The organism is uncultured Allofournierella sp. (assembly GCA_944382705.1).
GTDB lineage: Bacteria > Bacillota > Clostridia > Oscillospirales > Ruminococcaceae > Allofournierella.
In genome coordinates, this window is record CALWNE010000044.1 from 32,541 (window position 1) to 53,305 (window position 20,765).

Below are 20,765 nucleotides of genomic sequence, written 5' to 3' on the forward strand. Positions count from 1 at the left end.
TCCCGGCGGTTTTACCCAAACGCTGGCACAAGACTTTTTGCCGTAAGGCAAAAGGTCTTGTGTGCTGTAAAAGAGGTTTGCGTTTTGCGGCTTTAAGCATTGGAATCTGTTTTAAAAGGAGGAAGTAAAAATACCATGAAAAAAACAAAATCGGCTGGTTTGTTCCGGCGGTTCTGGCCCTACCTGCGCAAGTACCGGCACATCATGCTGCTGGACCTGGTTTGTGCAGCGCTTACCACCTTGTGCGATATGGTGCTGCCCCTGATTATGCGATACCTTACCAATACCGCATTGAGCGATGCGGCAAGCCTTACCGTACAGGTAGTGCTTCAGCTGGGCTTGCTGTATCTGGTGCTGCGCCTGATTGATGGCGCTGCCAACTATTACATGGCCAACATGGGCCATGTGATGGGCGTTTATGTGGAAACCGATATGCGCAAGGATGCCTTTGCCCATCTTCAGCGGCTGGGGCATACCTACTATTCCAACACCAAAGTGGGCCAGATTATGGGCCGTATCACCAACGACCTGTTTGATGTGACCGAGTTTGCCCACCACTGCCCGGAAGAATTTTTTATTGCAGGCATTAAAATTACTGCGTCCTTTGTAATTCTGTGCCAGTCCAGCGTGTTACTTACCCTGATTCTGTTTTTGTGCGTTCCCCTCATGGCCGTGGTGTCTATTGCCATTAACCGCAAGATGCGGGCCGCCTTCCGAGAACAGCGTGTGCAGATTGGCGAGCTGAACGCCCGCATTGAGGACAGCCTGCTGGGTGAGCGGGTGGTGAAAGCCTTTGCAAACGAGGAGCTGGAAAAGGAGAAGTTTGCCAAGGACAACGACGCCTTCAAAGCCATCAAGAAAAGAAGCTACCGCTATATGGCAGCATTCCAGACCAGCACCCGTATGTTTGACGGCCTGATGTATCTGGTGGTGATTGTGGCCGGCGGTCTGTTTTTGGCCTTTAACCTCATTGACCCAGGCGACATGGTGGCTTATATGCTGTATGTAAGCACCCTGATTGCCACCATCCGCCGCATTGTGGAATTTGCCGAGCAGTTCCAGCGGGGCATGACCGGCATCGAGCGTTTTTGCGAAATCATGGACGCAGATGTGGAGATTTTTGATGAGCCGGACGCAAAGCCCTTGCAGGTGAAGGATGGTTCCATTCGGCTGGAGCATGTGAGCTTTGAGTACCCGGACGACCACAACCAGGTGCTGAAGGATGTGAACCTGAGCATCCGTGCCGGCGAAAAGGTGGCTCTGGTAGGTCCTTCCGGCGGCGGAAAGACCACTCTGTGCAACCTGATTCCCCGTTTTTACGATGTAACCGACGGCCGCATTCTGGTGGACGGCCAGGATGTGCGCAGTGTTACCATCAAGAGCCTGCGCAGTGCCATTGGCGTGGTGCAGCAGGATGTGTACCTGTTCAGCGGCAGCGTGTTTGAGAACATCGCCTACGGCAAGGTGGGTGCCACCAAAGAAGAAGTGATTCAGGCAGCAAAGCTGGCCGGCGCCCATGATTTTATTATGCAGCTGAAGGATGGCTATGATACCTATGTGGGCGAGCGGGGTGTAAAACTCTCTGGCGGCCAGAAGCAGCGCATTTCCATTGCCCGTGTATTTTTGAAAAATCCCCCCATCCTGATTTTGGACGAGGCAACCAGCGCACTGGATAACGAGAGCGAAATCCTGGTGGGCCGCAGCCTGGAGCAGCTGGCCCAGGGCCGCACCACCCTTACCATTGCCCACCGTTTGACCACCATCCAGAATGCAGACCGTATTTTGGTACTGGGCAAGGAAGGCATCGAGGAGGAGGGCAGCCATCAGGAGCTGCTGGCCAAAAAGGGCACCTACTACCGACTGTGGAACGGCATGGTAGAGCAGGCTGGGGTATAAGTTCTTTGATGAGGGCGGTTGCTTGTGGCGAAGCAGCTCTGTGGCAGCGCAGAGCACAAAGCAGTGTTCCGCCGCCTTAGAAAAATCAGCCTGACCCTGCCGGATTAAAAGGCATTGGGTGAAAATTTGCACCAGACTAGCGTTTTTTAGTAGAGCGCATCAAAGATGAAAAAACCGCCCCTGTGTTTGTGCAGGGGCGGTTTTGCATTTGCATCATAAAATATCTGTTAAAATGGTGGGAACTGGGTATCTTGCTTTGAAAGCACATTCCAGAAATCAGGAGAGGTCAAGGTCGGGTGGGATATCAAACTCCTGGGGAGTTGGCTTGCCGTTTTTTTTGCGCTGGCGGACACACTCGGTGAGAAGATACTCAATCTGTCCGTTCACCGAACGGAAATCGTCCTCTGCCCAAGCCGCAATCGCTGCATACAAGCTGGCAGACAGACGCAGAGGAACCTGCTTTTTTTGCTCGGAGGCCATATCAGTAAAGGCTGCCGGAATTTACCACCGGCTGTGCGTCACGGTTTCCGCAAAGAACCACCAACAGATTGGAAACCATAGCAGCTTTGCGCTCCTCATCCAGCGTTACGACCTGATTTTCTCCCAAACGCTCCAAAGCCATTTCCACCATGCCAACAGCGCCGTCCACAATCATTTTGCGAGCGTCGATGATGGCAGAAGCCTGCTGACGCTGAAGCATTGCGGCGGCAATTTCCGGTGCATAGGCAAGATAAGTGATACGGGCATCCAAAATTTCCAGACCTGCCTGGCTTACCCTGTTTTGAATCTCATCCTTGATGCGAGCGGCAACAATCTCGCTGGAGCCGCGAAGGCTTCCGTCGTCTGCGATGCCATCTCCGGTGGTGTCCACATTGGGAGCAACATCATAGGGATAGATGCGTACAATGTTGCGCAGTGCGCTGTCGCACTGAAGAGAAAGGAATGCCTTGTAGTTGTCCACATCAAAAACTGCTTTTGCTGTGTCTACAATGCGCCAGGTAACAGCGATGCTGATTTCCACCGGGTTGCCAAGACAGTCGTTAATCTTTTGCCGGTTGTTGTTCAGGGTCATCACTTTCAAGGAAAGCTTTTTGTTTGTGAGTTCAATCTGCAACTCGTTTTTTGATACACTCTGTGCCAGTTCGGTTACATCGCCACTTTGGTTCAGGCGAGTTTTTGCGGCAGGATTGATACCCACGCAGAATGGATTAACAAAGTAGAAGCCTTCCCCTTTCAGTGTGCCGATGTAGTTGCCGAACAGGGTGAGCACTAATGCTTCCTGCGGTTGGAGAACCTTCAGTCCTAAAAAGGGAATCCAGCCGAAAGATGCCCAAACAATGCCAATGACAAGCAGAGCCACATTCAACGGCTGACAACCATAGGCGTCTATTGAACAAGCTCCCAGTATGATGGCACCCACAGCGGCCAGATACAGTAGGCTGATAAGCAACAATGCAGCCAGGCCGTTTTTTTTGTTGTATAATACTTTTTCGGTCATGATAAAATGCCTCCTTACTAAATTGAGTTTTGTGATATTAAAATGATATCATAAAGAATCTCCCTTGTCAACTTATCACACAAAGAGAAGCTTTTCGTTTGTATAAAGCATGAATGTGTGGCGAATACTACCAGAAAACAAACTACTGTAAAAAGGTAAGGGAGATTTATATGAAAGCAACGGGCATTGTGCGGCGCATTGATGATCTGGGAAGGGTGGTTATTCCCAAAGAGATACGGCGTACCCAGCGCATCCGGGAGGGTGACCCGCTGGAGATTTTTACTACCGCAAATGGTGAGGTGATTTTTAAAAAATATTCCCCCATGGGGGAAATGGCTAACTTTGCAGCCCAGTACACCCAGCTGCTTTATAAACAGCTGGGCCATCCTGCCCTAATCTGCGACCAGGAAACGGTGCTGGCCGCCACAGGCCCTGGATGCAAATTCTACCTGGAAAAGCGCATCGGCCTGCCGGTAGAGAAAATCATGAACAGCCGGCAGATGTATTGCCACAACGGTGACGGTCAGGAAAGTTTGTATCCCTGCGAGGGTGCCAACAAGTCCATTCTGGTGGGCTGCCCCATTTTGGCAGGCGGTGATGTGGGGGGTGCCGTGCTCCTTCTGACCGAGGACAGGCAGGCCCAGCCAGACCAGATAAGCCAGGCCTTGGTACAGCTGGCGGCGGGATTTTTGGCCAAGCAGCTGGAGGATTGACACGCTTTTATGCCTTGGCCCACGGGCACCCCTCTTTGGCGGGGTGCCCGTGTTTTTTTGCCCGACCCCGGGGCGGATTGTGAACAAACCATGAAACTTGCAATTTTTTTTGCACGAACCCTTGACACCGCTGTAAAATGGAGTACAATAAATTTAGCACTCAGATACATTGAGTGCTAAAACGAAGGAAAACGAGGTGAAGGGCAATGCCCATGGACGATCGAAAGCAGCGTGTGCTGGAGGCCATTGTTGCCCTGTACACCCAAGGCGGTGAACCGGTTGGTTCCGGTTCCCTGAGTCAGTATCTGGACACGGCCTATTCCAGCGCAACCCTGCGCAACGAGATGGCCGCCCTTACCAAGCTGGGCCTTCTGGAACAGCCCCACACCAGCGCCGGGCGGGTGCCAAGCGCCAAGGGCTATCGGTACTATCTGGATCATCTGATGCGTCCCACCAGCGGATTGAGCACAGCCCAGAAGGCAAAAATTGACCGGATATTTGCAACCCTGGATCATGAGCCGGAACGGCTGGCCAGCGGGGCCGCAAAGGCCCTGGCCGAGCAGGTGGGGTTTGCAGTGGCAGCCACCACCCCCCGTTCCGATGATTTGTGCATTGCTCATTTTGAAGTAGTGCAGGTAGGCCGGTATTCCGCAGCGGTGCTGGGAGTTACCAGCGCAGGCGGTGTTCTCACCCGGGTGGCAAGGCTGGAAAAAGCCTTCTCCCGGCAGGATGCACAGCTGGCGGCAGCGGCCCTGAACCAGGGGCTTACCTTTGTGGCGCCGGCGGATTTGAACCAAACGCTGCTGTACAGCGTAGCCCAGCAGATGGGTGCCCGCAGCATGGATTTTTATCCGGTGGTGAATGCAGCCGCAGCCCTGCTGGATGAGGCGGCAAAAGCCCGCACCTGTTTGGAAGGCCAGCAGTATCTGCTGCGCTGGCCGGAACTGACCCCCAACCTGCCCAGTGTACTGGAGGTTTTTGCAAACCAGGAACAGGCCGGTAGGCTGATTACCCCCCGCACCGGCCGCACCACCGTGCTGCTGGGTGAGGATATCCAAAGCCCGCTGCCCGGTTTTTGTGTGGTGAGCAAGCGGTATCTGGCAGGGGGCGGATTGACCGGCGCCATTGCGATACTGGGCCCGGCCCGGATGCCGTTTGAACAACTCATTCCCATTTTGGAATATTATGCCTTAAAGCTGGGCGAGTGCATGGCTGGCAAGGTACAGGAGGAAAACCCATGAACCAAGACATCAAGCAGGAAATGGACCTGGAAGAACAGGTAGAGCAGCAGGTGGAAGAAACCGCAGCAGAACAAACCCCAGCGGAGGAAACCACCGCTCAGCCCAAAGACCCCCAGGCAGAACTGGAGGCAGTAAAGACCCAGCTGGAAGCTGCCCAGAAGGCAGCGGAAGCCGCCAAGGAACAGATGATGCGCATTGCCGCAGAATACGAGAACTTCCGCAAGCGGGCCGGCCGGGAGAAGGACGCAGCCTTTAACAACGGCGTAGGGTTTGCGGTCAATCAGATTTTGGGTATTCTGGATACCCTGGATATGGCCGCCAACGCTCCCACCGAGGATGAGAACTACAAAAAAGGCGTGCTCATGACCCTGGATAAAGCCACCCAGGCCTTTAAGGTACTGAAGGTGGAGGAAATCCCCGCATTGGGCCAGCCTTTTGACCCGGAGCTGCACAGTGCTGTGATGCAGCAGCCTGCTGGCGAAGGCCAGGAGAGCGGCACCGTGGTACAGGTATTCCAGAAAGGCTACAAGCTGGACGACAAGGTGGTTCGCCACGCAACCGTTGTGGTGGCCGAGTAGTCCGCTGTTTTTAACGCAAACCAAGCAATTCCGAAGCTGCTTTTACAGGGCTGGCATAACAGCCATGGTTCCCGGTAAAAGGCGGCACCGTTTAACACATTGAAAGCATTCATTGAAGGAGAGAACGATTATGAGCAAGATTATTGGTATTGACCTGGGTACGACCAACAGCTGTGTATCCGTTATTGAAGGCGGCGAACCCGTTGTAATCGCCAACGCCGAAGGCGCCCGCACCACCCCCAGTGTGGTGGGCTTCACCAAGACCGGCGAGCGTCTGGTAGGTCAGGTGGCAAAGCGTCAGGCTATCACCAACCCCGAGCGCACCATCATCAGCATTAAGCGTCACATGGGCACCGACTACAAGGTGGACATCGACGGCAAGGACTACAACCCCCAGCAGATCAGCGCCATGATTCTGGCAAAGCTGAAGGCAGATGCTGAGGCTTACCTGGGCGAAACTGTGACCGAGGCTGTTATCACCGTACCTGCTTACTTCAACGACAGCCAGCGTCAGGCAACCAAGGACGCAGGCACCATTGCCGGCCTGAATGTACGCCGTATCATCAACGAGCCCACCGCTGCTGCTCTGGCCTACGGTGCAGACAAGGATGCCGACCAGAAAATCATGGTATATGACCTGGGCGGCGGTACCTTTGACGTTTCCATCATCGAGATGGGCGACGGCGTGACCGAGGTTCTGGCCACCAACGGTGACACCCACCTGGGCGGCGACGACTTCGACCAGCGCATCATTGACTGGATGGCCGATGAGTTTAAGAAGGAGAACGGCATTGACCTGCGCAACGACAAGATGGCTGCACAGCGTTTGAAGGAAGCTGCCGAGAAGGCTAAGATTGAGCTGAGCGGCGTGCCCTCCACTGCCATCAACCTGCCCTTCATTACTGCCGACGCAACCGGCCCCAAGCACCTGGATATGACCCTGACCCGTGCTCAGTTCGACAGCATGACTGCCGACCTGGTAGAGCGCACCATGGTGCCTGTGCGTAAGGCTTTGCAGGATGCTGGCCTGCGTCCCAGCGAGCTGGGCAAGGTGCTGCTGGTGGGCGGTTCTACCCGTATTCCTGCCGTACAGGAAGCTGTTAAGAAGGAGATGGGCTGCGAGCCCTTCAAGGGCATCAACCCCGACGAGTGCGTGGCCATTGGTGCTGCTATCCAGGGCGGCGTGCTGAACAAGGAAGTGGGCGGCATCCTGCTGCTGGATGTTACCCCCCTGAGCCTGGGCATCGAGACCCTGGGCGGCGTATGCACCAAGATCATTGAGCACAACACCACTATCCCCACCAAGAAGAGCCAGATCTTCTCCACCGCTGCCGACAACCAGCCCAGCGTTGAGGTAAATGTTCTGCAGGGCGAGCGTGAGATGGCTGCCGACAACAAGAGCCTGGGTATGTTCAAGCTGGATGGCATCCCCGCAGCTCCCCGTGGCGTGCCCCAGATTGAGGTTACCTTCGACATCGACGCAAACGGCATTGTGCATGTAAGTGCCAAGGACCTGGGCAGCGGCAAGGAGCAGAGCATCACCATCACTGCTTCCACCAACATGAGCAAGGACGACATCGAAAAGGCTGTGCGTGAGGCCGAGCAGTTTGCTGCTGAGGACAAGAAGAAGCGCGAGGACATCGACACCCGCAACAATGCCGACCAGCTGGTGTTCCAGACCGAAAAGACCCTGAACGAGCTGGGCGACAAGGTGGACGCAGCCAAGAAGGCTGAGGTAGAGTCCAAGCTGGCTGAGCTGAAGGAAGCTCTGAAGGGCACCGACATCGAGGCCATCAAGGCAAAGCAGGAGGAAGTGCAGAAGGCATTCTATGCCATCAGCGAGGAGCTGTACAAGAATGCACAGGCTGCTCAGGGCGCACAGGAAGCCCAGGGCACCGCTGGCACCCCCGGCGATGACGGCGTGATTGATGCCGATTTTAAGGAAGTTTAATGGTTGAATAAAAAGCCGCCCCGGCTTATGGCCCAGCGCCCACAGGGTTCCACCCATAGTGTCTGTGGCCAGCCGCTGGGGCGGCACTTTGCAATTCCACAAGAAAAGGCCCGCCCGGCGGGCTTGAGGTGACAATACGATGGCAGATAAACGGGATTATTACGAAGTGCTGGGCGTGGCCAAAAACGCCACAGACAGCGAACTGAAGTCCGCCTACCGCAAACAGGCCAAAAAGTATCACCCGGACCTGAACCCGGGCGATAAGGCTGCGGAGGCCAGCTTCAAAGAGGTGAACGAAGCCTACGAGGTGCTGAGCGATAAGGAAAAACGCGCCCGGTACGACCAGTTCGGCTTTGCCGGTGTGGACCCCAACTATGGCGCAGGTGCCGGAGCAGGCGGGTTCGGCGGCGGCTTTGGCGGCTTTGGCGGCGGGTTCGGCGGTGTGGACCTGGGAGATATTTTTGGCGACATCTTTGGCGGTGGGTTCGGCGGCGGCTTTGGTGGCCGGGCAAACCCCAACGCACCCCGTAAGGGTGCCGATGTGCGGGTGGGCGTGACCCTCAGCTTTATGGAGGCTGTACACGGCTGCACCAAAACCATCAACATCACCAAGCAGGATACCTGCACCGAATGCGGTGGCAGCGGTGCTGCCAAGGGCACCAGCCCCGAAACCTGCCCGGACTGCAACGGCAGCGGCCAGGTTACCCGTAACATCCGCATGGGTGGTATGGTGATGCAGCAGCGTCAGCCCTGTTCCCGCTGCGGCGGCAAGGGTACCATTGTAAAAACACCCTGCGGTCACTGCCATGGCAGTGGCAAGGTGAGCGTACGCAAGACCCTGGAGGTGAACATTCCCGCCGGCATCAACGATGACCAGAGCATTGCGCTCCGTGGTCAGGGTGATGCAGGGGTGAACGGCGGCCCTGCTGGCGATGTAATCGTCATTGTGACCGTGCGCCCCGACCCCATGTTTGAGCGGGATAACTACGATGTATGGGTCCATGTGCCCATTACCTTTAGCCAGGCAGTTTTGGGTGCCGCCATTGAGGTGCCCACTGTGGACGGCAAGGTGGAGTACAATGTGCCTGAAGGAACCCAGAGCGGTGCAACCTTCCGGATGCGGGGCAAGGGCGTGCCCTACCTGGGCGGCCGTGGTCGTGGTGACCAGTATGTGAAGGTGAATGTGGAGATTCCCAAAAAGCTCTCCCGCTCCCAGCGTGAGGCTCTGAAAGCCTTTGAGGATACCCTCAAGGATGAAAACTATGAGCAGCGTAAGGGGTTCTTTAAAAACTTAAAGGATATGTTCGACAAGAAATAACATTTTGTATAGGGTGTGTCTCCAGCCCTTGGTATAGGCACAGGGGCTGGCATGAACCATAGCTTGGCTGCCAGGGAATCCATCTTTTTGCAGCACAACCGAACATAAGCGCCGGCCCTCGCCGCACGCCTTTGGGTGTGGGAGAGGGCCGGTTTTTTGCGCTGAAAACCAAGCAGAATTGCTCTGCCCCCGGGCAAAAAGCGGGAGGCGGATAGAGAGCGAATTTACTTTGACAAAGCACAAGGATATATGGTAAAATAACAATAGTTACCGGGATTTCCGGAGCAAAGGAGGGTGTACCCATGGGCTGGAAAATGCGTAACCTGCGGGTTCAAAAAGGCAACGATTTGGCTCTTCCGTCTAGAAGTGCGCCCTTTTTTAGCGTATGGGATGGAATTGACCGGTTAGATGCAGCCGATTGACCTTGCTGCTGTTGGCATTTTGGTAAGTGCCGCGGCTGGGTTTGGCTGCGCCGTGCTGCAAAATATGAATCCAAATTCCTTTCGTTGAAAAAAGGGGCTGTAAAGTCCGGCTGACCATCTGCGTGTTTGCGCAGATGCAGCCTGCAACGAAAGGAATTTTTTTTATGAATTTACAACGACAACTTCGCATCTTGTACGCACTGGCTCTGGTTGGCCGGTTTGGGCTGGCGGGCCCCATTTGGGTGGTTCTGCTGGCGGGCAGAGGGCTCTCTCTGGGGGAAATTGGTCTGGCAGAAGGGTTTTTTCACCTGGTAAGTTTTTGCTGTGAGGTGCCCAGCGGTATGCTGGCGGATTTTATAGGACGCAAACGCACCCTGGCCCTTTCTTATGGGGTAGGGGCACTCTCCGGCCTGTGTATGCTGGCCAGCCAAGGGATGCTGGGGGTGTGCCTGGCCATGGGGGCCACGGCACTGGCCTACAATCTGGCCAGCGGCACCCAGGAAGCTCTGGTGTACGAGAGCCTGCTGCAGGCAGGGTGCCCGCAGCGATACGCTGGCCTTGCAGGCCGTTTGAGTGCTCTGGGCCGCATGATGGAAACTGCCTGTACCCTGCTGGCAGGCCTAACCCTTTGGATGGGCTGGCGCAATGCCTATACCTTGGGGATTGCCGCTTCGGTACTGGGGCTTTGCCTGAGCTTGGCCTTGCAGGAGCCAGACAGCAACAGACAAACCGAAAGCAACCTAGCGGCACTGTCTGTGCCAAAAGCAATTTGCAACCACATAAAGCACAGCATAGGGTTTTTGTTCCATAACCCTGTGGTGGCAGCTGTAATGGTGTTAAGCGGCTTGGAGGGTTGTTGTGCCTATTTTGGGCTGCAACTCATGCAGCAGCATCTCACCAGCTTGCAGCTGTCCGGCAATGGGCTGGGTGCGGTTTTGGCCTGCGTTCCTTTGCTGGGTGCGCTGGGTGCCTGGATGGCTGGCCGCAGCAAAAAGGGGTTTGCCCACTGGGCGGTGGCAAGCTGCGCGGCCATCGGGGTTGGAATTGCGGTAGCCGGTGCGCCCAGGCTTGGGTTGGCGCTGCTGGGCGGCGGCCTGGCTAGTCTGATGGATGGAGCCATGGAAATTCGGGTCAGCAGCTGGCTGCACCAACGGCTGGCCAGCAGCCAGCGAGCCACCCTGGTGAGCGTACAAAGCATGGTGTACAGCACAGTCATGCTGCCAGTTAGCCCATTGATGGGGCAGCTCTGCCAAAGCTTTGGATTTGGGTGGGGTCTGGCGATATTTGGGACCTGCTTTTTAACACTGGCCGCACTGGGCGGAGCGCTTTGGTGCTTTTTTGCAGGCAAGAAAAACAACCGCTTATAAATAAAGTAAAAACCAGCCAGCCGTAACAAACGGCTGGCTGGTTTTGCTTTGTGAGATAAAGAAAAGAGAGCCGCTTACAGCTGAGTCATCCACAGGCCATGGAGGTTGCAGTATTCGTAAACAGCGGCGGGCACTTCGCCCTCTGCCAGCTGGAACTGGGCCTGAGGAGCGTCCTGAGCGGTGAGGGTGCGGCGATGATAGCCAAGATTGGTTTCCAGAATAATCCACTCAATCAGGTGCTCCGGCGTCATGGGATGGATTACACTGCCCACCTGCACCCGAACGGTCTGGCCATCCTGCTCCACCACAGGAACATGCTTTTCCTGGGCGGCATCCACCGAGCCGGGAACCAGTTTGTGCATTTTTTCGCCGCAGCATACAATGGGCACGCCTTTGTTGGTTTGGTAGGTTACAACATTTTTGCAGTGGTCACAAATATAGAAATCCATGGAAAAACCCTCCTTGTATATAGTCCTTTTAAGGAATTGTTTAATTTAGTGTATACCGATTGGAAATAAAAAGCAATAGAAATATGTGGTGTAGGGATAAAATAAGCATTAAGATGAGTTTTTGTACAAATTAACAAATATTACACAAAAATGGATTGACAAAAAAGACAAAAAATTTTACGATAAAAAGGCAAGATAGTACCTATTATTTTAATAATACACTGCGGGCTGAGCAGTGCTATTTAAGTTGAGTTCGGAATGCAGCACCACTACCCCGGGATGTGCAGATCTCCGGGGTAGTGGAAATTTTTGGTAAATAAAAATCGAATACGGGGTACCCCGTATTGTTCTTAAGCTTTGCTTAAGAACAATAATGGGTTCTATTTACCTTTGGCGAAGAAAGATGAGGACACCACTATGAGATTACGATTGGAAACAGATTACGGCATTCGCTGCGTATTGTTTTTGGCGCAGCATCAGGAATATGTGCAGGCAGGCCGCATTGCCGCAGCTACCAATGTGCCCGAAAATGTTGTACCCCGTGTGTTGAGCCGTTTGAAAAAGGCCGGTATTGTAAGCGCCCGCAGCGGTGTGATGGGCGGGCATAAGCTCTGCCGCAAGGTGGATGAAATCAGCCTGTTTGACATTGTGGACTGTATGGAAGACTGCCTGGCACTGAGCCGGTCTGAGGACATCAGCTCGGCTGAAACAGAGGTGGAAAAGGCGCTGCATGCTGTGGAAGATTGCTTTAATCAGATTCAGCAGCAGATGGAGCAGTTCATGCGCAGCATCAAAATAAATCAGCTGGTGGAAGCTTCTGCTTGCTGAATTGAGGAAAACAGCCCCCCGTTCCCAGTTTAAAACTGCGGAACAGGGGGTTTTGGTTTGTTTGGGGCAAAACATTGAAGGCAGCACCGCCCAGCTTATGCTGAAAGGCGAAAAAGGGGGGAGCATCAAGCAAAAATTCTTGGCAATGGTTTTGTGAAATGCTTGCAAGTCCCGCAAGGATTGGCTGCTTTTTAGGGGTTCTGTTGCGAAAAAATTGGGCACGCTCCGCCATCTGGAATTATGCGGTGCGGCCCTAAATTTGGCGCAGCGTTCTACCAATACGCCACGCTTTATGCTATAATACAAGGAACATGCTCGTTTTAACAAAGAGAATGCAAGCAAGGCTTAACGCACAGCAAGGAGAATGAACCGATGCGTTTGGATAAATATGTAGCACAGGCTATGCAGCTTACCCGAAGCGAGGCGAGAGCCCGCATTGCCCGGGGTGCCGTTTTGGTAAATGGCCAGGTGTGCAAAAAGGCAGATACGGCCTTAAAGCCCCAGGATGAGGTGGCAGCAGCAGGCCAGCAGCTGGAACATCGGCAGTTTGTGTACCTGATGCTACATAAGCCTCAGGGAGTAGTGAGCGCTAGCACCGACCGGCGGGATACCACTGTGGTGGACCTGGTAAAGGAGGCATTCCCCAGAAGGCAGCTGTTTCCTGCAGGGCGGCTGGATAAAACAAGCACGGGCTTTGTGCTGCTGACCGATGACGGCACTTTTGCACACGCCATCCTTGCACCAAAGCGCCATGTACCCAAAACCTATTGGGTGCGGTTGGATACTCCAGTGACGCAGGAAATGGTGCAGGCCTTTGAGCAGGGAGTAACCCTTGCAGATGGCCATACCATGCTGCCGGCCCGGCTGCTGCCTGACCCTCAGGACCCTATGGCGGCTCAGGTTGTGCTGCGCCAGGGAGTATACCACCAAATCAAGCGGATGTTTGGAGTGCTGGGAGCGGGCGTGGACCAGCTGCACCGCAGCGCTATTGGAGAGGTGCGGCTGGATGACAGCCTTGCGCCGGGCCAATGGCGGGAAATGACCGCCCAGGAAGTGGAACAGCTTGCCAAAGCCAGTGGCATAACCCCTGGGAAATGAAGGGATTTCAATATTTGTTCAAAAAATACACACATTTTTAGAATAGGCTAAAAGGGCTGTAAAAATGTAGCCCTGGATGTCCTTTAAAAGTACACAATAAACCCAATAATATTTTGCTCAAATATGTTGCAAAAGTAGATGCTCTTGTGTAAAATATACACAGACATTGTTTATAATTGTTCAAAAATAACAAAATATAGGATTGTGGAAACGAGAACCATCAAAAAAGGGGAGCAAATTATGGCTAACAGAGTATTTCAAGGTGTAGTCTGTCAGATGAAGGATGCCATCGGCCGCGTTGTGGGTGTTACGGATGACAACGGCGCCATTATTGCCTGTTCGGACCTCAATAGCATTGGTGAAGTGCGGGATGGGTTTGCTGCTGAGCGGCTGGTGAGCGACACCTTTGTAAAGGATGGCTTCAGCTACCATCAGTTCAGCGCCAACAAGCACAACGACTATGCGGTATTTGTGGAAGGCGCAGATGAAACGGCTGCTCAGTTTGCAAGTCTGCTGTCCATCAGTTTGCAGAGCATCAAGCAGTACCACGATGAAAAGTTCGATAAAACCAACTTCATCAAAAATGTGGTGCTGGATAACATCCTGCCCGGCGATATCTACGCCAAGGCCAGAGAACTGCATTTTGTCACCGATGTTTCCCGTGTAGTGTTTTTGATTCGGGTGACCTCCGGTACAGATATTTCTGCCTATGATGTGGTCAGCGGCCTGTTCCCGGATAAGCAGAAGGACTTTGTGTTCAACATCAGCGAAACCGACACCGTGCTGGTGAAGGAGATTAAAAAAGGCATCGACCAGCGGGATTTGGAAAAACTGGCTTCCAGCATTGTGGATACCCTCTCTGGCGAGCACTACATCAAAGCAGTGATTGGTATTGGAACCCCCATCGTCAATGTAAAAGACCTGGCTGCCAGCTTTAAGGAAGCTCAGGTTGCCATGGAGGTGGGCAAGGTATTTGATACCGAGCAGTCCATTATCAGCTACGATAATCTGGGCATTGCCCGCTTGATTTACCAGCTGCCCACCACCCTGTGTGAAATGTTCCTGCGGGAGGTGTTCAAGCAGGGCAGCATCGAAAGCCTGGACAACGAAACTCTGTTTACCATTCAGCGGTTCTTTGAGAACAACCTGAATGTGTCCGAAACCAGCCGTGGCCTGTTTGTGCACCGCAATACTCTGGTGTACCGACTGGAAAAAATTAAAAAACTCACTGGTCTGGATCTGCGGGAGTTTGACGATGCCATCGTGTTTAAGGTGGCCCTGATGGTTAAAAAATACCTCAGTGCCAACCCTGCAAAATACTAAGCATTTTCCGTGCTTGACCGGTTGACCAGAGATAAAGCAAGAGGACGATATGATAGTATTTGACCGTGTTTCCAAGGTGTACCCAGGAGGCAACACCGCACTGAAAAATGTAAGCCTCCATATTAAAAAAGGTGAATTTGTATTTGTGCTGGGCCATTCCGGCGCAGGTAAGTCCACCTTTTTGAAACTCATCCTTCGGGAGGAGAAGGCTACCAGCGGGCGTGTGTATGTGGACGGTAAGGATTTGAGCCGCATGAAGGAGCGGGATGTACCTTACCTGCGCCGCAACATGGGTGTGGTATTTCAGGATTTCCGCCTGATTCCCAGCATGACCGCCTACGAAAATGTGGCATTTGCAATGCGTGTGACCAACATCCCCGAAAAGAAGATTGCCAGCCGTGTGCCCTATGTGTTCAGCCTGGTGGGCCTTTCGGAAAAGATGAACAAATACCCGGAAGAGCTTTCCGGCGGTGAGCAGCAGCGTGTTGCTCTGGCCCGTGCGCTGGTGCACAGCCCCCAGCTGATTATTGCAGACGAACCTACCGGCAACATTGACCCAGAGCTGAGCCTGGAGATGATGGAGCTGCTGAACGCCATTAACAGCGTGGGCGTTACCGTTGTGGTAGTAACCCATGAACATGAGCTGGCCCGGCACTTTAACAAGCGTGTGATCACCATCAACCGCGGTAATGTGGTGGGTGACTCTGCCGATAACACCGATGATTTCTTGCAGGAAGAGGAGGTGCAGGCATGAAGTGGTCCAGCTTTAAATATCTGACCGGTCAGGGACTGCACAGTTTGCTGCGCAACCGGCTGATGACCTTTGCCAGCGTGGGTGTACTTACCGTTTGCCTGATTATTACCGGCATTGCAGGACTGTTTACCATGAACATGAACAGCATGATGAGCTACCTGCGCAGCCAGAATGAAATGGTGGTATACCCCCAGGAAGATTTGGATGAAAATACGCTGGCCCAGCTGGATGGGCAGCTGCGCTCCATCAGTGGCATCAAGGAATTGGAGTATATCTCCAAGGATGAGGCCCTCCAGCGGCTCAAAAAGTCTATGGGAGAAAAAGCCTATCTGCTGGATGTGCTGGAAGGAGAGCAAAACCCCCTGGCTGTAAACTACCGTGTTGTGCTGGAAGATGTGGCACAGCTGGATGAAATCCTGCCCCAGATTCAGGCCATTGAAGGCGTGCAGGAGGTAGTGGCTCCCGCTGAGCTTTCGGATGTGGTTGTGAATGTAAACAATGTGGTCATGTATGGCTGCATCGGCCTGGTGGTTGTATTGGGCTGCGTGAGCGTAGTGGTAATCAGCAACACCATTCGCCTTACCGTGTTTGCCCGCCGTAAAGAAATTAATATCATGAAGTATGTGGGTGCTACCAATACATTTATCCGGATGCCTTTCTTTGTGGAAGGCATTGCGGTGGGCCTGATTGCAGGAGCGCTGTCCAGCGGTTTGGTGCTGGGTGGGTACTACCTGCTTTTGATGAATACCAACCTGTTTGCTGGCTTTTGGAGCAGCATGGCAACTGCGGTGCTGCTGCCCATGGATCAGGTTTGGTGGATGGTGCTGGGGGGCTTTTTGGTCTTTGGCAGCCTGCTGGGCAGCCTGGGCACTGCCACCTCGGTGCGCAAACATTTGAAAGTATAAGTTTTTATGGTTGTTAGGATGTTTTGAAATGAAGGAGCTGCCCTATGAAAAACTCACTTGCTCTTTGGTGCAAGCGCCTGGTGGCAGCAGTCGCTGCTGGGTGTATTGTATTTAGCTGTTCCGGTACAGCTGCTGTTTATGCAGACTACAAATCGGAGTGGCAGCAGGCTGAGCAGAAGCTGGAAGAAGAGAAAGCGTGCTACGAGCAGATTAAGGCACAGCAGGCAAAAGAAGAGCAAACCAAACAAAGCCTGGAGAATATGCAGGCCATCATCAAAAGCCAAATCAGCCATACCATTGACCAGGTAAACCAGAAAATTAGTGAGATTGCTGTGCAGCAGCAGGCCATTGCAGACCAGCAGGCGCTCATTGATGAGCGGTGGGACGGGTTTTGTGAGCGGATGAAGGCCATGCAGATGATGCATGACACAGGCATGGTTGCCATGATTGCCAGTGCGCAAAGTCTTTATGACCTGCTAAGCTATTCCAACAGCTTGCAGAGTATCAGCCAGCAGGACCTCTCGATTTTGGAGGAAATGAACCAGGAAAAGGACGCTCTGCAACAGAAGCAGGAAAAGTTGGAGCAGGATAGGGCAGAACTGGAACAGGCACAGCAGAATCTGGAAGCAAAAGAAGCGGAATACGCCTTGAGCATTCAGCAGCAGGATGCAGCCATCTCTCAGGTGGAGGCACAGGCAAAGGCTCAGGCCCAGGTGGTGGCAGAGCAGCAGAAAAAGGCCGATGAAGCCGAACAGCAGTATGAGGCATGGGTCAGAAGCCAGGCCTCCCAGGGCAGCGGCCAGTCCGCCGAAGGATTTTGCTGGCCCCTGCCGATTCAGGGAACCGTGACCACCGAGTTTGGGGCCACCCAGAATGTGAACGGCGTTATTATGACCGGCCACAAAGGCATGGACATTGCGGCCCCTGGCGGCACGCCCATTTATGCAGCACATGATGGGACGGTCTCATCCACCACCGGCCACTGGACCTACGGAAATGTGGTCATGGTGGACAATGGGGACGGCGTGACCACGCTGTATGCCCACATGAGCAGCATTGCGGCCAGCGTGGGCCAGAAGGTTAAAAAGGGCGATGTGATTGGTTATGTGGGTTCCACTGGCCGGTCCACCGGCAACCACCTGCATTTTGAGGTGCGCATCAATGGTGTGCGCCAAAATCCCCGCAACTACATTAGTTACTGAAGTCATGCGGCTGGGTAAAGCCGCAAGGAGCGTTGTATGGACAACAAGGACTCAAAATTTTTGGTACGGGCGGTAAGCCTGGGCATTGCGCTGCTGATGGCGGTGTCCATGTTCAGCGGTTTGCTTATACAGCTGATTTACAGCGTTTGAGCAGCCGCCTTCCAGCTTGCAAAAGGGAGGAGCCAAAGTGAACCCATGAATAAAAAAATTTCCATCAGCATGGCACTGACCATTGCTATCATTGCCATGACGGTGACCTTTTCGGTTACCATGATTCTGGCACGCCAACTGTTTGACAGTACCATCCCTTCGGTAAAAGAGAAGGAAAGTATGTACAGCAAGCTGGCTGAAATTGATAAATATGTGCGCGCTAATTATTATGGCGACATTCAGGATGCAACCCTGTACGATACCCTGGGTTACGGGTATATTTTGGGAATTGGCGATAAAAATGCTACCTATTACACCGCCAAGCAATACACCGATTTGCTGGAACTGCAAAACGGTAACCTGATGGGCATTGGTGTGGAAGTAATTAAGGATTCCTCTGGCTATGCCCGCATTACCAAGGTGTATGATACAAGCCCGGCAGCCGAGCTTGCATTGCAGGTAGGCGGCTACATTACTGCCATTGATGGCTCTGAGGTGAAGGGCCTGACCGCTGCCAATGTGACCTCTCGTTTGCAGGGTGAGGCGGGTACCGAGGTATCCATTACCTACATGAGCCCGGATGGTACTACCACCGATTACACCATTAACCGAAGCAAATACACCATTCCCAGCGTGGAATTTCAGATGCTGGATAACAGCTATGGCTATGTAAAGATTTACCGTTTTGACGGCACTACCCAGAACCAGTTCAGCAAAGCGGTGAGCGAGCTGTACAGCAAGGGCGCCAAGGCATTGGTATTTGATGTGCGGGATAATGCGGGCGGTTTGCTGAATGTGGCCGTAAACTGCATTGACCAGTTGGTGCCGGAAGGCAACATTGTGTTTGCCGAGGATAAAAATGGCGAAAAGACGCTGCTGGGCTCCAGCGATGAAAGCAGTGTGGATCTGCCCATGGTGGTGCTGGTAAACGGCAACACCGCCAGCAGTGCAGAGTTGTTTGCCGCTAGCCTGCGTCAGCTGGGCGGTGCACAGCTGGTAGGTACCACTACCTATGGCAAAGGCACCATTCAGGCAGAACCTCACCGCATGAGCGACGGCAGCGCCGTGGTAGTTACCACTGCAAAGATGCTTACTTCCGACGGAACCAGCTTTGATGGCACCGGCCTGACCGTGGATGTGGAGGCCGCTGTCAAGACCGACGGCACCGATACCGTACTGCTGCCGGTTGAAAGCGATACCCAGGTGCAGAAAGCACTGGGTGTGGCCAAAACCATGGCGGGTGAAACGGTATCTGCCGGCAACACCAGCAGCTCGCAGTCTGGTGCAGACAGTGAGCAGTCTGCTGAGAGCCAGGATGCACAGGAACAAACCTCTGAGAGTGCATCCAGCCAGGAGTCTGCCGCAGACAGCCAGCCCCAGGAGGGCGGCGAAGGCTAAGAGAGCCAGGGCTTTGCCCAAAAACAAATACAATGGCGGCGCTCTGCCCACTTGCCCCACAGGGAGCGAAGCGGCAGGGCGCTGTTTTGCGCAACAACACATAAAAGAAAGGCGGATGTCTATGCCCAATCTTACCGATATCTCCACCATTCGGGACCTGTGTGCCCGCCATGATTTTGCCCTTTCCAAGGGGTTTGGACAGAACTTTATTGTAAATCCCGGCATCTGCCCTAAAATTGTGGAGGCAGCCGGTATTGATGAAAGCTATGGCGTAATTGAAATCGGCCCCGGTATCGGCGTGCTTACCAAGGAACTTGCAAAACGGGCCAGCAAGGTGGTGGCAATCGAGGTGGACCAGCGCCTGCCGGCCTTGCTGGCGGAGACGCTGGCTGAATTTGATAACATTGAACTGGTGATGCAGGATGTGCTCAAGGTGGATTTGGCTGGCCTAATTCGGGAAAAATTTGCAGGCCTGCGGGTGGCCGTGTGCGCCAACCTGCCCTATTACATCACAAGCCCCATCTTGATGCGGCTGCTGGAAGAAAAACTGCCCATTGAGCATATCACCGTAATGGTGCAGAAGGAGGCAGCCCAGCGTATTTGTGCCGAGCCTGGAACCCGGCAGGCCGGTGCCATCAGCTATGCAGTGGCCTATTACGCCCAGCCCCAGCTGCTGTTTACGGTGCAGCCGGGCAGCTTTTATCCGCCGCCGAAGGTAACCAGCGCAGTGATTCAGCTGGCGGTGCGCAGCCAGCCTGCAGTTCAGCCCCAAAACGAGCAGGCCTATTTTGCCCTGGTGAGGGCGGCGTTCAGCCAGCGGCGCAAGACAGCGGCAAACTCCATTAGCAGCGGACTTCACCTGCCCAAAGAAAAGGTGCTGGCCGCGCTGGAGCAGGCAGGCCTGAGCCCCACGGTACGGCCGGAGCAGTTAAGCCTGGAGGACTTGTGCCGGCTGGAAGAATGCCTTGCGCAAAACCATTAAAACACAAAAAATACAGCGTAGGGGGTTGCTCCCAGCACAAAAAGGTGCTATAATTAGGGGGCAATTTGCTTTGCGCTGGTGTAGCACAGCTGGTAGTGCAGCTGATTTGTAATCAGCAGGTCGGGGGTTCGAATCCGTCCACCAGCTCCATAAAAAAGCCCACAAATGGCCTTGTAGAGCCGTTTGTGGGCTTTTTGTGTTATCTTGACAATGCCTCAATTTTGGCTAAAAATACCTCAAAAAATAGGCCAGGCAAATCAGCGAACAAAATCAGCTGCCCAATTAAGTCGATTCCCATCATTGAATCCGCCGCCTGGGTGTGGGTATGCCTGTTTACGGTCATTGAAAAAGCGGAAGGGTCTAAATTTGCCGGCCTGTCCCAGGGGGAAGGCTGGCAGCTGCCATTTTGCGGCAGCGGTATGGCGGCCGGTGCGGGGCTGCTATTGCAAGTTCCATGGAGCGGTGGCGTTGGGGTTAAAACAAAAAAGCCTGCGGTGAATCCGCAGGCAGTAAAATATTAATACAGATCGTCGTCAGTGTCATAAATGGGGATGTACTGAGAGCTATTTTCCTCTTTTAAGAGGGCGAGGCCCAGTACAGCGGCGGCAGCGGCGCAGATTAAGGCGAAAATCTTGAGCATGGTTTTCATACAATATGCCTCCTTTACGATGTGCCAAGCACAGTGGTGTTGG

General features: G+C 53.6%; 20 protein-coding genes and 1 tRNA gene. 17 read left to right on the plus strand and 4 right to left on the minus strand.

Going from position 1 to position 20,765, the window contains the following annotated elements:
• Nucleotides 1–135: 135 nt before the first annotated feature.
• On the plus strand, nt 136–1,896 hold the full coding sequence (locus tag ACH2EM_RS06510) for an ABC transporter ATP-binding protein (RefSeq protein WP_395151327.1): 1,761 nt from the start codon (nt 136–138) through the stop codon (nt 1,894–1,896).
• A gap of 276 nt (nt 1,897–2,172) precedes the next feature.
• On the opposite strand, the gene ACH2EM_RS06515 is transcribed toward ACH2EM_RS06510, so the two are convergent.
• Both ACH2EM_RS06515 and ACH2EM_RS06520 read right to left on the minus strand, forming a co-directional pair.
• The gene (locus tag ACH2EM_RS06515; RefSeq protein WP_395151328.1) at nt 2,173–2,376 is read right to left on the minus strand and encodes a PTS ascorbate transporter subunit IIC; all 204 of its coding nucleotides are present in this window, start codon (nt 2,374–2,376) and stop codon (nt 2,173–2,175) included.
• Nucleotide 2,377: 1 nt separating this feature from the next.
• Nucleotides 2,378–3,394 carry an SPFH domain-containing protein gene (locus tag ACH2EM_RS06520; protein WP_395151329.1) on the minus strand — a complete coding sequence of 339 codons (1,017 nt, stop codon included), beginning with the start codon at nt 3,392–3,394 and terminating at the stop codon, nt 2,378–2,380.
• A 170-nt stretch (nt 3,395–3,564) separates the two neighbouring features.
• On the opposite strand from ACH2EM_RS06520, the gene ACH2EM_RS06525 reads away from it, so the two are divergent.
• From ACH2EM_RS06525 to ACH2EM_RS06550, 6 genes are all read left to right on the plus strand, one after another.
• Entirely contained in the window at nt 3,565–4,107 is a 543-nt protein-coding gene (locus ACH2EM_RS06525; protein ID WP_395151330.1) for a stage V sporulation T C-terminal domain-containing protein, read from the plus strand.
• A gap of 212 nt (nt 4,108–4,319) precedes the next feature.
• A complete protein-coding gene (gene hrcA, locus ACH2EM_RS06530; RefSeq protein ID WP_395151331.1) occupies nt 4,320–5,348 on the plus strand; it encodes a heat-inducible transcriptional repressor HrcA in 1,029 nt (342 codons plus the stop codon).
• Nucleotides 5,345–5,926: a nucleotide exchange factor GrpE gene (locus ACH2EM_RS06535; protein WP_395151332.1), complete on the plus strand. Its 582-nt coding sequence runs from the start codon at nt 5,345–5,347 to the stop codon at nt 5,924–5,926. Before hrcA ends, ACH2EM_RS06535 begins: the two co-directional genes overlap by 4 nt.
• 130 nt (nt 5,927–6,056) lie before the next feature.
• Nucleotides 6,057–7,877, plus strand: a complete 1,821-nt coding sequence (gene dnaK / locus ACH2EM_RS06540; RefSeq protein ID WP_395151333.1) for a molecular chaperone DnaK — start codon at nt 6,057–6,059, stop codon at nt 7,875–7,877.
• Nucleotides 7,878–8,016: 139 nt separating this feature from the next.
• Complete coding sequence (gene dnaJ / locus ACH2EM_RS06545) at nt 8,017–9,195, plus strand: molecular chaperone DnaJ (protein ID WP_395151334.1); 1,179 nt, start codon at nt 8,017–8,019, stop codon at nt 9,193–9,195.
• A gap of 586 nt (nt 9,196–9,781) precedes the next feature.
• Nucleotides 9,782–10,984, plus strand: coding sequence for an MFS transporter (locus tag ACH2EM_RS06550; RefSeq protein WP_395151335.1), 1,203 nt, complete (start codon nt 9,782–9,784; stop codon nt 10,982–10,984).
• Between the two features lie 74 nt (nt 10,985–11,058).
• Here ACH2EM_RS06550 and ACH2EM_RS06555 read toward each other — a convergent pair whose 3' ends face one another.
• Nucleotides 11,059–11,433: a desulfoferrodoxin family protein gene (locus ACH2EM_RS06555; RefSeq protein ID WP_395151336.1), complete on the minus strand. Its 375-nt coding sequence runs from the start codon at nt 11,431–11,433 to the stop codon at nt 11,059–11,061.
• 417 nt (nt 11,434–11,850) lie between these two features.
• Here ACH2EM_RS06555 and ACH2EM_RS06560 point away from each other — a divergent pair, with 417 nt between their 5' ends.
• From ACH2EM_RS06560 to ACH2EM_RS06605, 10 genes are all read left to right on the plus strand, one after another.
• The gene (locus ACH2EM_RS06560) at nt 11,851–12,261 is read left to right on the plus strand and encodes an RrF2 family transcriptional regulator (RefSeq protein WP_395151337.1); all 411 of its coding nucleotides are present in this window, start codon (nt 11,851–11,853) and stop codon (nt 12,259–12,261) included.
• Between the two features lie 372 nt (nt 12,262–12,633).
• A complete protein-coding gene (locus ACH2EM_RS06565) occupies nt 12,634–13,359 on the plus strand; it encodes a pseudouridine synthase (protein WP_395151338.1) in 726 nt (241 codons plus the stop codon).
• A 240-nt stretch (nt 13,360–13,599) separates the two neighbouring features.
• A complete protein-coding gene (locus ACH2EM_RS06570) occupies nt 13,600–14,682 on the plus strand; it encodes a PucR family transcriptional regulator (protein ID WP_395151339.1) in 1,083 nt (360 codons plus the stop codon).
• A gap of 49 nt (nt 14,683–14,731) precedes the next feature.
• Nucleotides 14,732–15,436, plus strand: a complete 705-nt coding sequence (gene ftsE / locus ACH2EM_RS06575; protein WP_395151340.1) for a cell division ATP-binding protein FtsE — start codon at nt 14,732–14,734, stop codon at nt 15,434–15,436.
• Complete coding sequence (ftsX, locus tag ACH2EM_RS06580) at nt 15,433–16,341, plus strand: permease-like cell division protein FtsX (protein WP_395151341.1); 909 nt, start codon at nt 15,433–15,435, stop codon at nt 16,339–16,341. Before ftsE ends, ftsX begins: the two co-directional genes overlap by 4 nt.
• Before the next feature lie 44 nt (nt 16,342–16,385).
• The gene (locus tag ACH2EM_RS06585) at nt 16,386–17,543 is read left to right on the plus strand and encodes a murein hydrolase activator EnvC family protein (protein WP_395151342.1); all 1,158 of its coding nucleotides are present in this window, start codon (nt 16,386–16,388) and stop codon (nt 17,541–17,543) included.
• Between the two features lie 195 nt (nt 17,544–17,738).
• Nucleotides 17,739–19,091, plus strand: coding sequence for a S41 family peptidase (locus tag ACH2EM_RS06590; protein ID WP_395151343.1), 1,353 nt, complete (start codon nt 17,739–17,741; stop codon nt 19,089–19,091).
• A gap of 121 nt (nt 19,092–19,212) precedes the next feature.
• On the plus strand, nt 19,213–20,073 hold the full coding sequence (gene rsmA, locus ACH2EM_RS06595) for a 16S rRNA (adenine(1518)-N(6)/adenine(1519)-N(6))-dimethyltransferase RsmA (RefSeq protein ID WP_395151344.1): 861 nt from the start codon (nt 19,213–19,215) through the stop codon (nt 20,071–20,073).
• A gap of 74 nt (nt 20,074–20,147) precedes the next feature.
• Nucleotides 20,148–20,223: transfer RNA gene (locus tag ACH2EM_RS06600), tRNA-Thr, on the plus strand.
• A 44-nt stretch (nt 20,224–20,267) separates the two neighbouring features.
• Nucleotides 20,268–20,594, plus strand: coding sequence for a hypothetical protein (locus tag ACH2EM_RS06605; RefSeq protein WP_395151345.1), 327 nt, complete (start codon nt 20,268–20,270; stop codon nt 20,592–20,594).
• On the opposite strand, the gene ACH2EM_RS06610 is transcribed toward ACH2EM_RS06605, so the two are convergent.
• Entirely contained in the window at nt 20,591–20,722 is a 132-nt protein-coding gene (locus ACH2EM_RS06610; RefSeq protein ID WP_395151346.1) for a hypothetical protein, read from the minus strand. The genes ACH2EM_RS06605 and ACH2EM_RS06610 overlap by 4 nt on opposite strands.
• Nucleotides 20,723–20,765 lie beyond the last annotated feature (43 nt).

Excerpts from the sequence above, each read along its gene's own strand:
- ACH2EM_RS06510 (WP_395151327.1), top strand. The coding sequence starts at position 136 with ATGAAAAAAACAAAATCGGCTGGTTTGTTCCGGCGGTTCTGGCCCTAC.
- ACH2EM_RS06515 (WP_395151328.1), bottom strand. The coding sequence starts at position 2,376 with ATGGCCTCCGAGCAAAAAAAGCAGGTTCCTCTGCGTCTGTCTGCCAGC.
- ACH2EM_RS06520 (WP_395151329.1), bottom strand. The coding sequence starts at position 3,394 with ATGACCGAAAAAGTATTATACAACAAAAAAAACGGCCTGGCTGCATTG.
- ACH2EM_RS06525 (WP_395151330.1), top strand. The coding sequence starts at position 3,565 with ATGAAAGCAACGGGCATTGTGCGGCGCATTGATGATCTGGGAAGGGTG.
- hrcA (WP_395151331.1), top strand. The coding sequence starts at position 4,320 with ATGGACGATCGAAAGCAGCGTGTGCTGGAGGCCATTGTTGCCCTGTAC.
- ACH2EM_RS06535 (WP_395151332.1), top strand. The coding sequence starts at position 5,345 with ATGAACCAAGACATCAAGCAGGAAATGGACCTGGAAGAACAGGTAGAG.
- dnaK (WP_395151333.1), top strand. The coding sequence starts at position 6,057 with ATGAGCAAGATTATTGGTATTGACCTGGGTACGACCAACAGCTGTGTA.
- dnaJ (WP_395151334.1), top strand. The coding sequence starts at position 8,017 with ATGGCAGATAAACGGGATTATTACGAAGTGCTGGGCGTGGCCAAAAAC.
- ACH2EM_RS06550 (WP_395151335.1), top strand. The coding sequence starts at position 9,782 with ATGAATTTACAACGACAACTTCGCATCTTGTACGCACTGGCTCTGGTT.
- ACH2EM_RS06555 (WP_395151336.1), bottom strand. The coding sequence starts at position 11,433 with ATGGATTTCTATATTTGTGACCACTGCAAAAATGTTGTAACCTACCAA.
- ACH2EM_RS06560 (WP_395151337.1), top strand. The coding sequence starts at position 11,851 with ATGAGATTACGATTGGAAACAGATTACGGCATTCGCTGCGTATTGTTT.
- ACH2EM_RS06565 (WP_395151338.1), top strand. The coding sequence starts at position 12,634 with ATGCGTTTGGATAAATATGTAGCACAGGCTATGCAGCTTACCCGAAGC.
- ACH2EM_RS06570 (WP_395151339.1), top strand. The coding sequence starts at position 13,600 with ATGGCTAACAGAGTATTTCAAGGTGTAGTCTGTCAGATGAAGGATGCC.
- ftsE (WP_395151340.1), top strand. The coding sequence starts at position 14,732 with ATGATAGTATTTGACCGTGTTTCCAAGGTGTACCCAGGAGGCAACACC.
- ftsX (WP_395151341.1), top strand. The coding sequence starts at position 15,433 with ATGAAGTGGTCCAGCTTTAAATATCTGACCGGTCAGGGACTGCACAGT.
- ACH2EM_RS06585 (WP_395151342.1), top strand. The coding sequence starts at position 16,386 with ATGAAAAACTCACTTGCTCTTTGGTGCAAGCGCCTGGTGGCAGCAGTC.
- ACH2EM_RS06590 (WP_395151343.1), top strand. The coding sequence starts at position 17,739 with ATGAATAAAAAAATTTCCATCAGCATGGCACTGACCATTGCTATCATT.
- rsmA (WP_395151344.1), top strand. The coding sequence starts at position 19,213 with ATGCCCAATCTTACCGATATCTCCACCATTCGGGACCTGTGTGCCCGC.
- ACH2EM_RS06610 (WP_395151346.1), bottom strand. The coding sequence starts at position 20,722 with ATGAAAACCATGCTCAAGATTTTCGCCTTAATCTGCGCCGCTGCCGCC.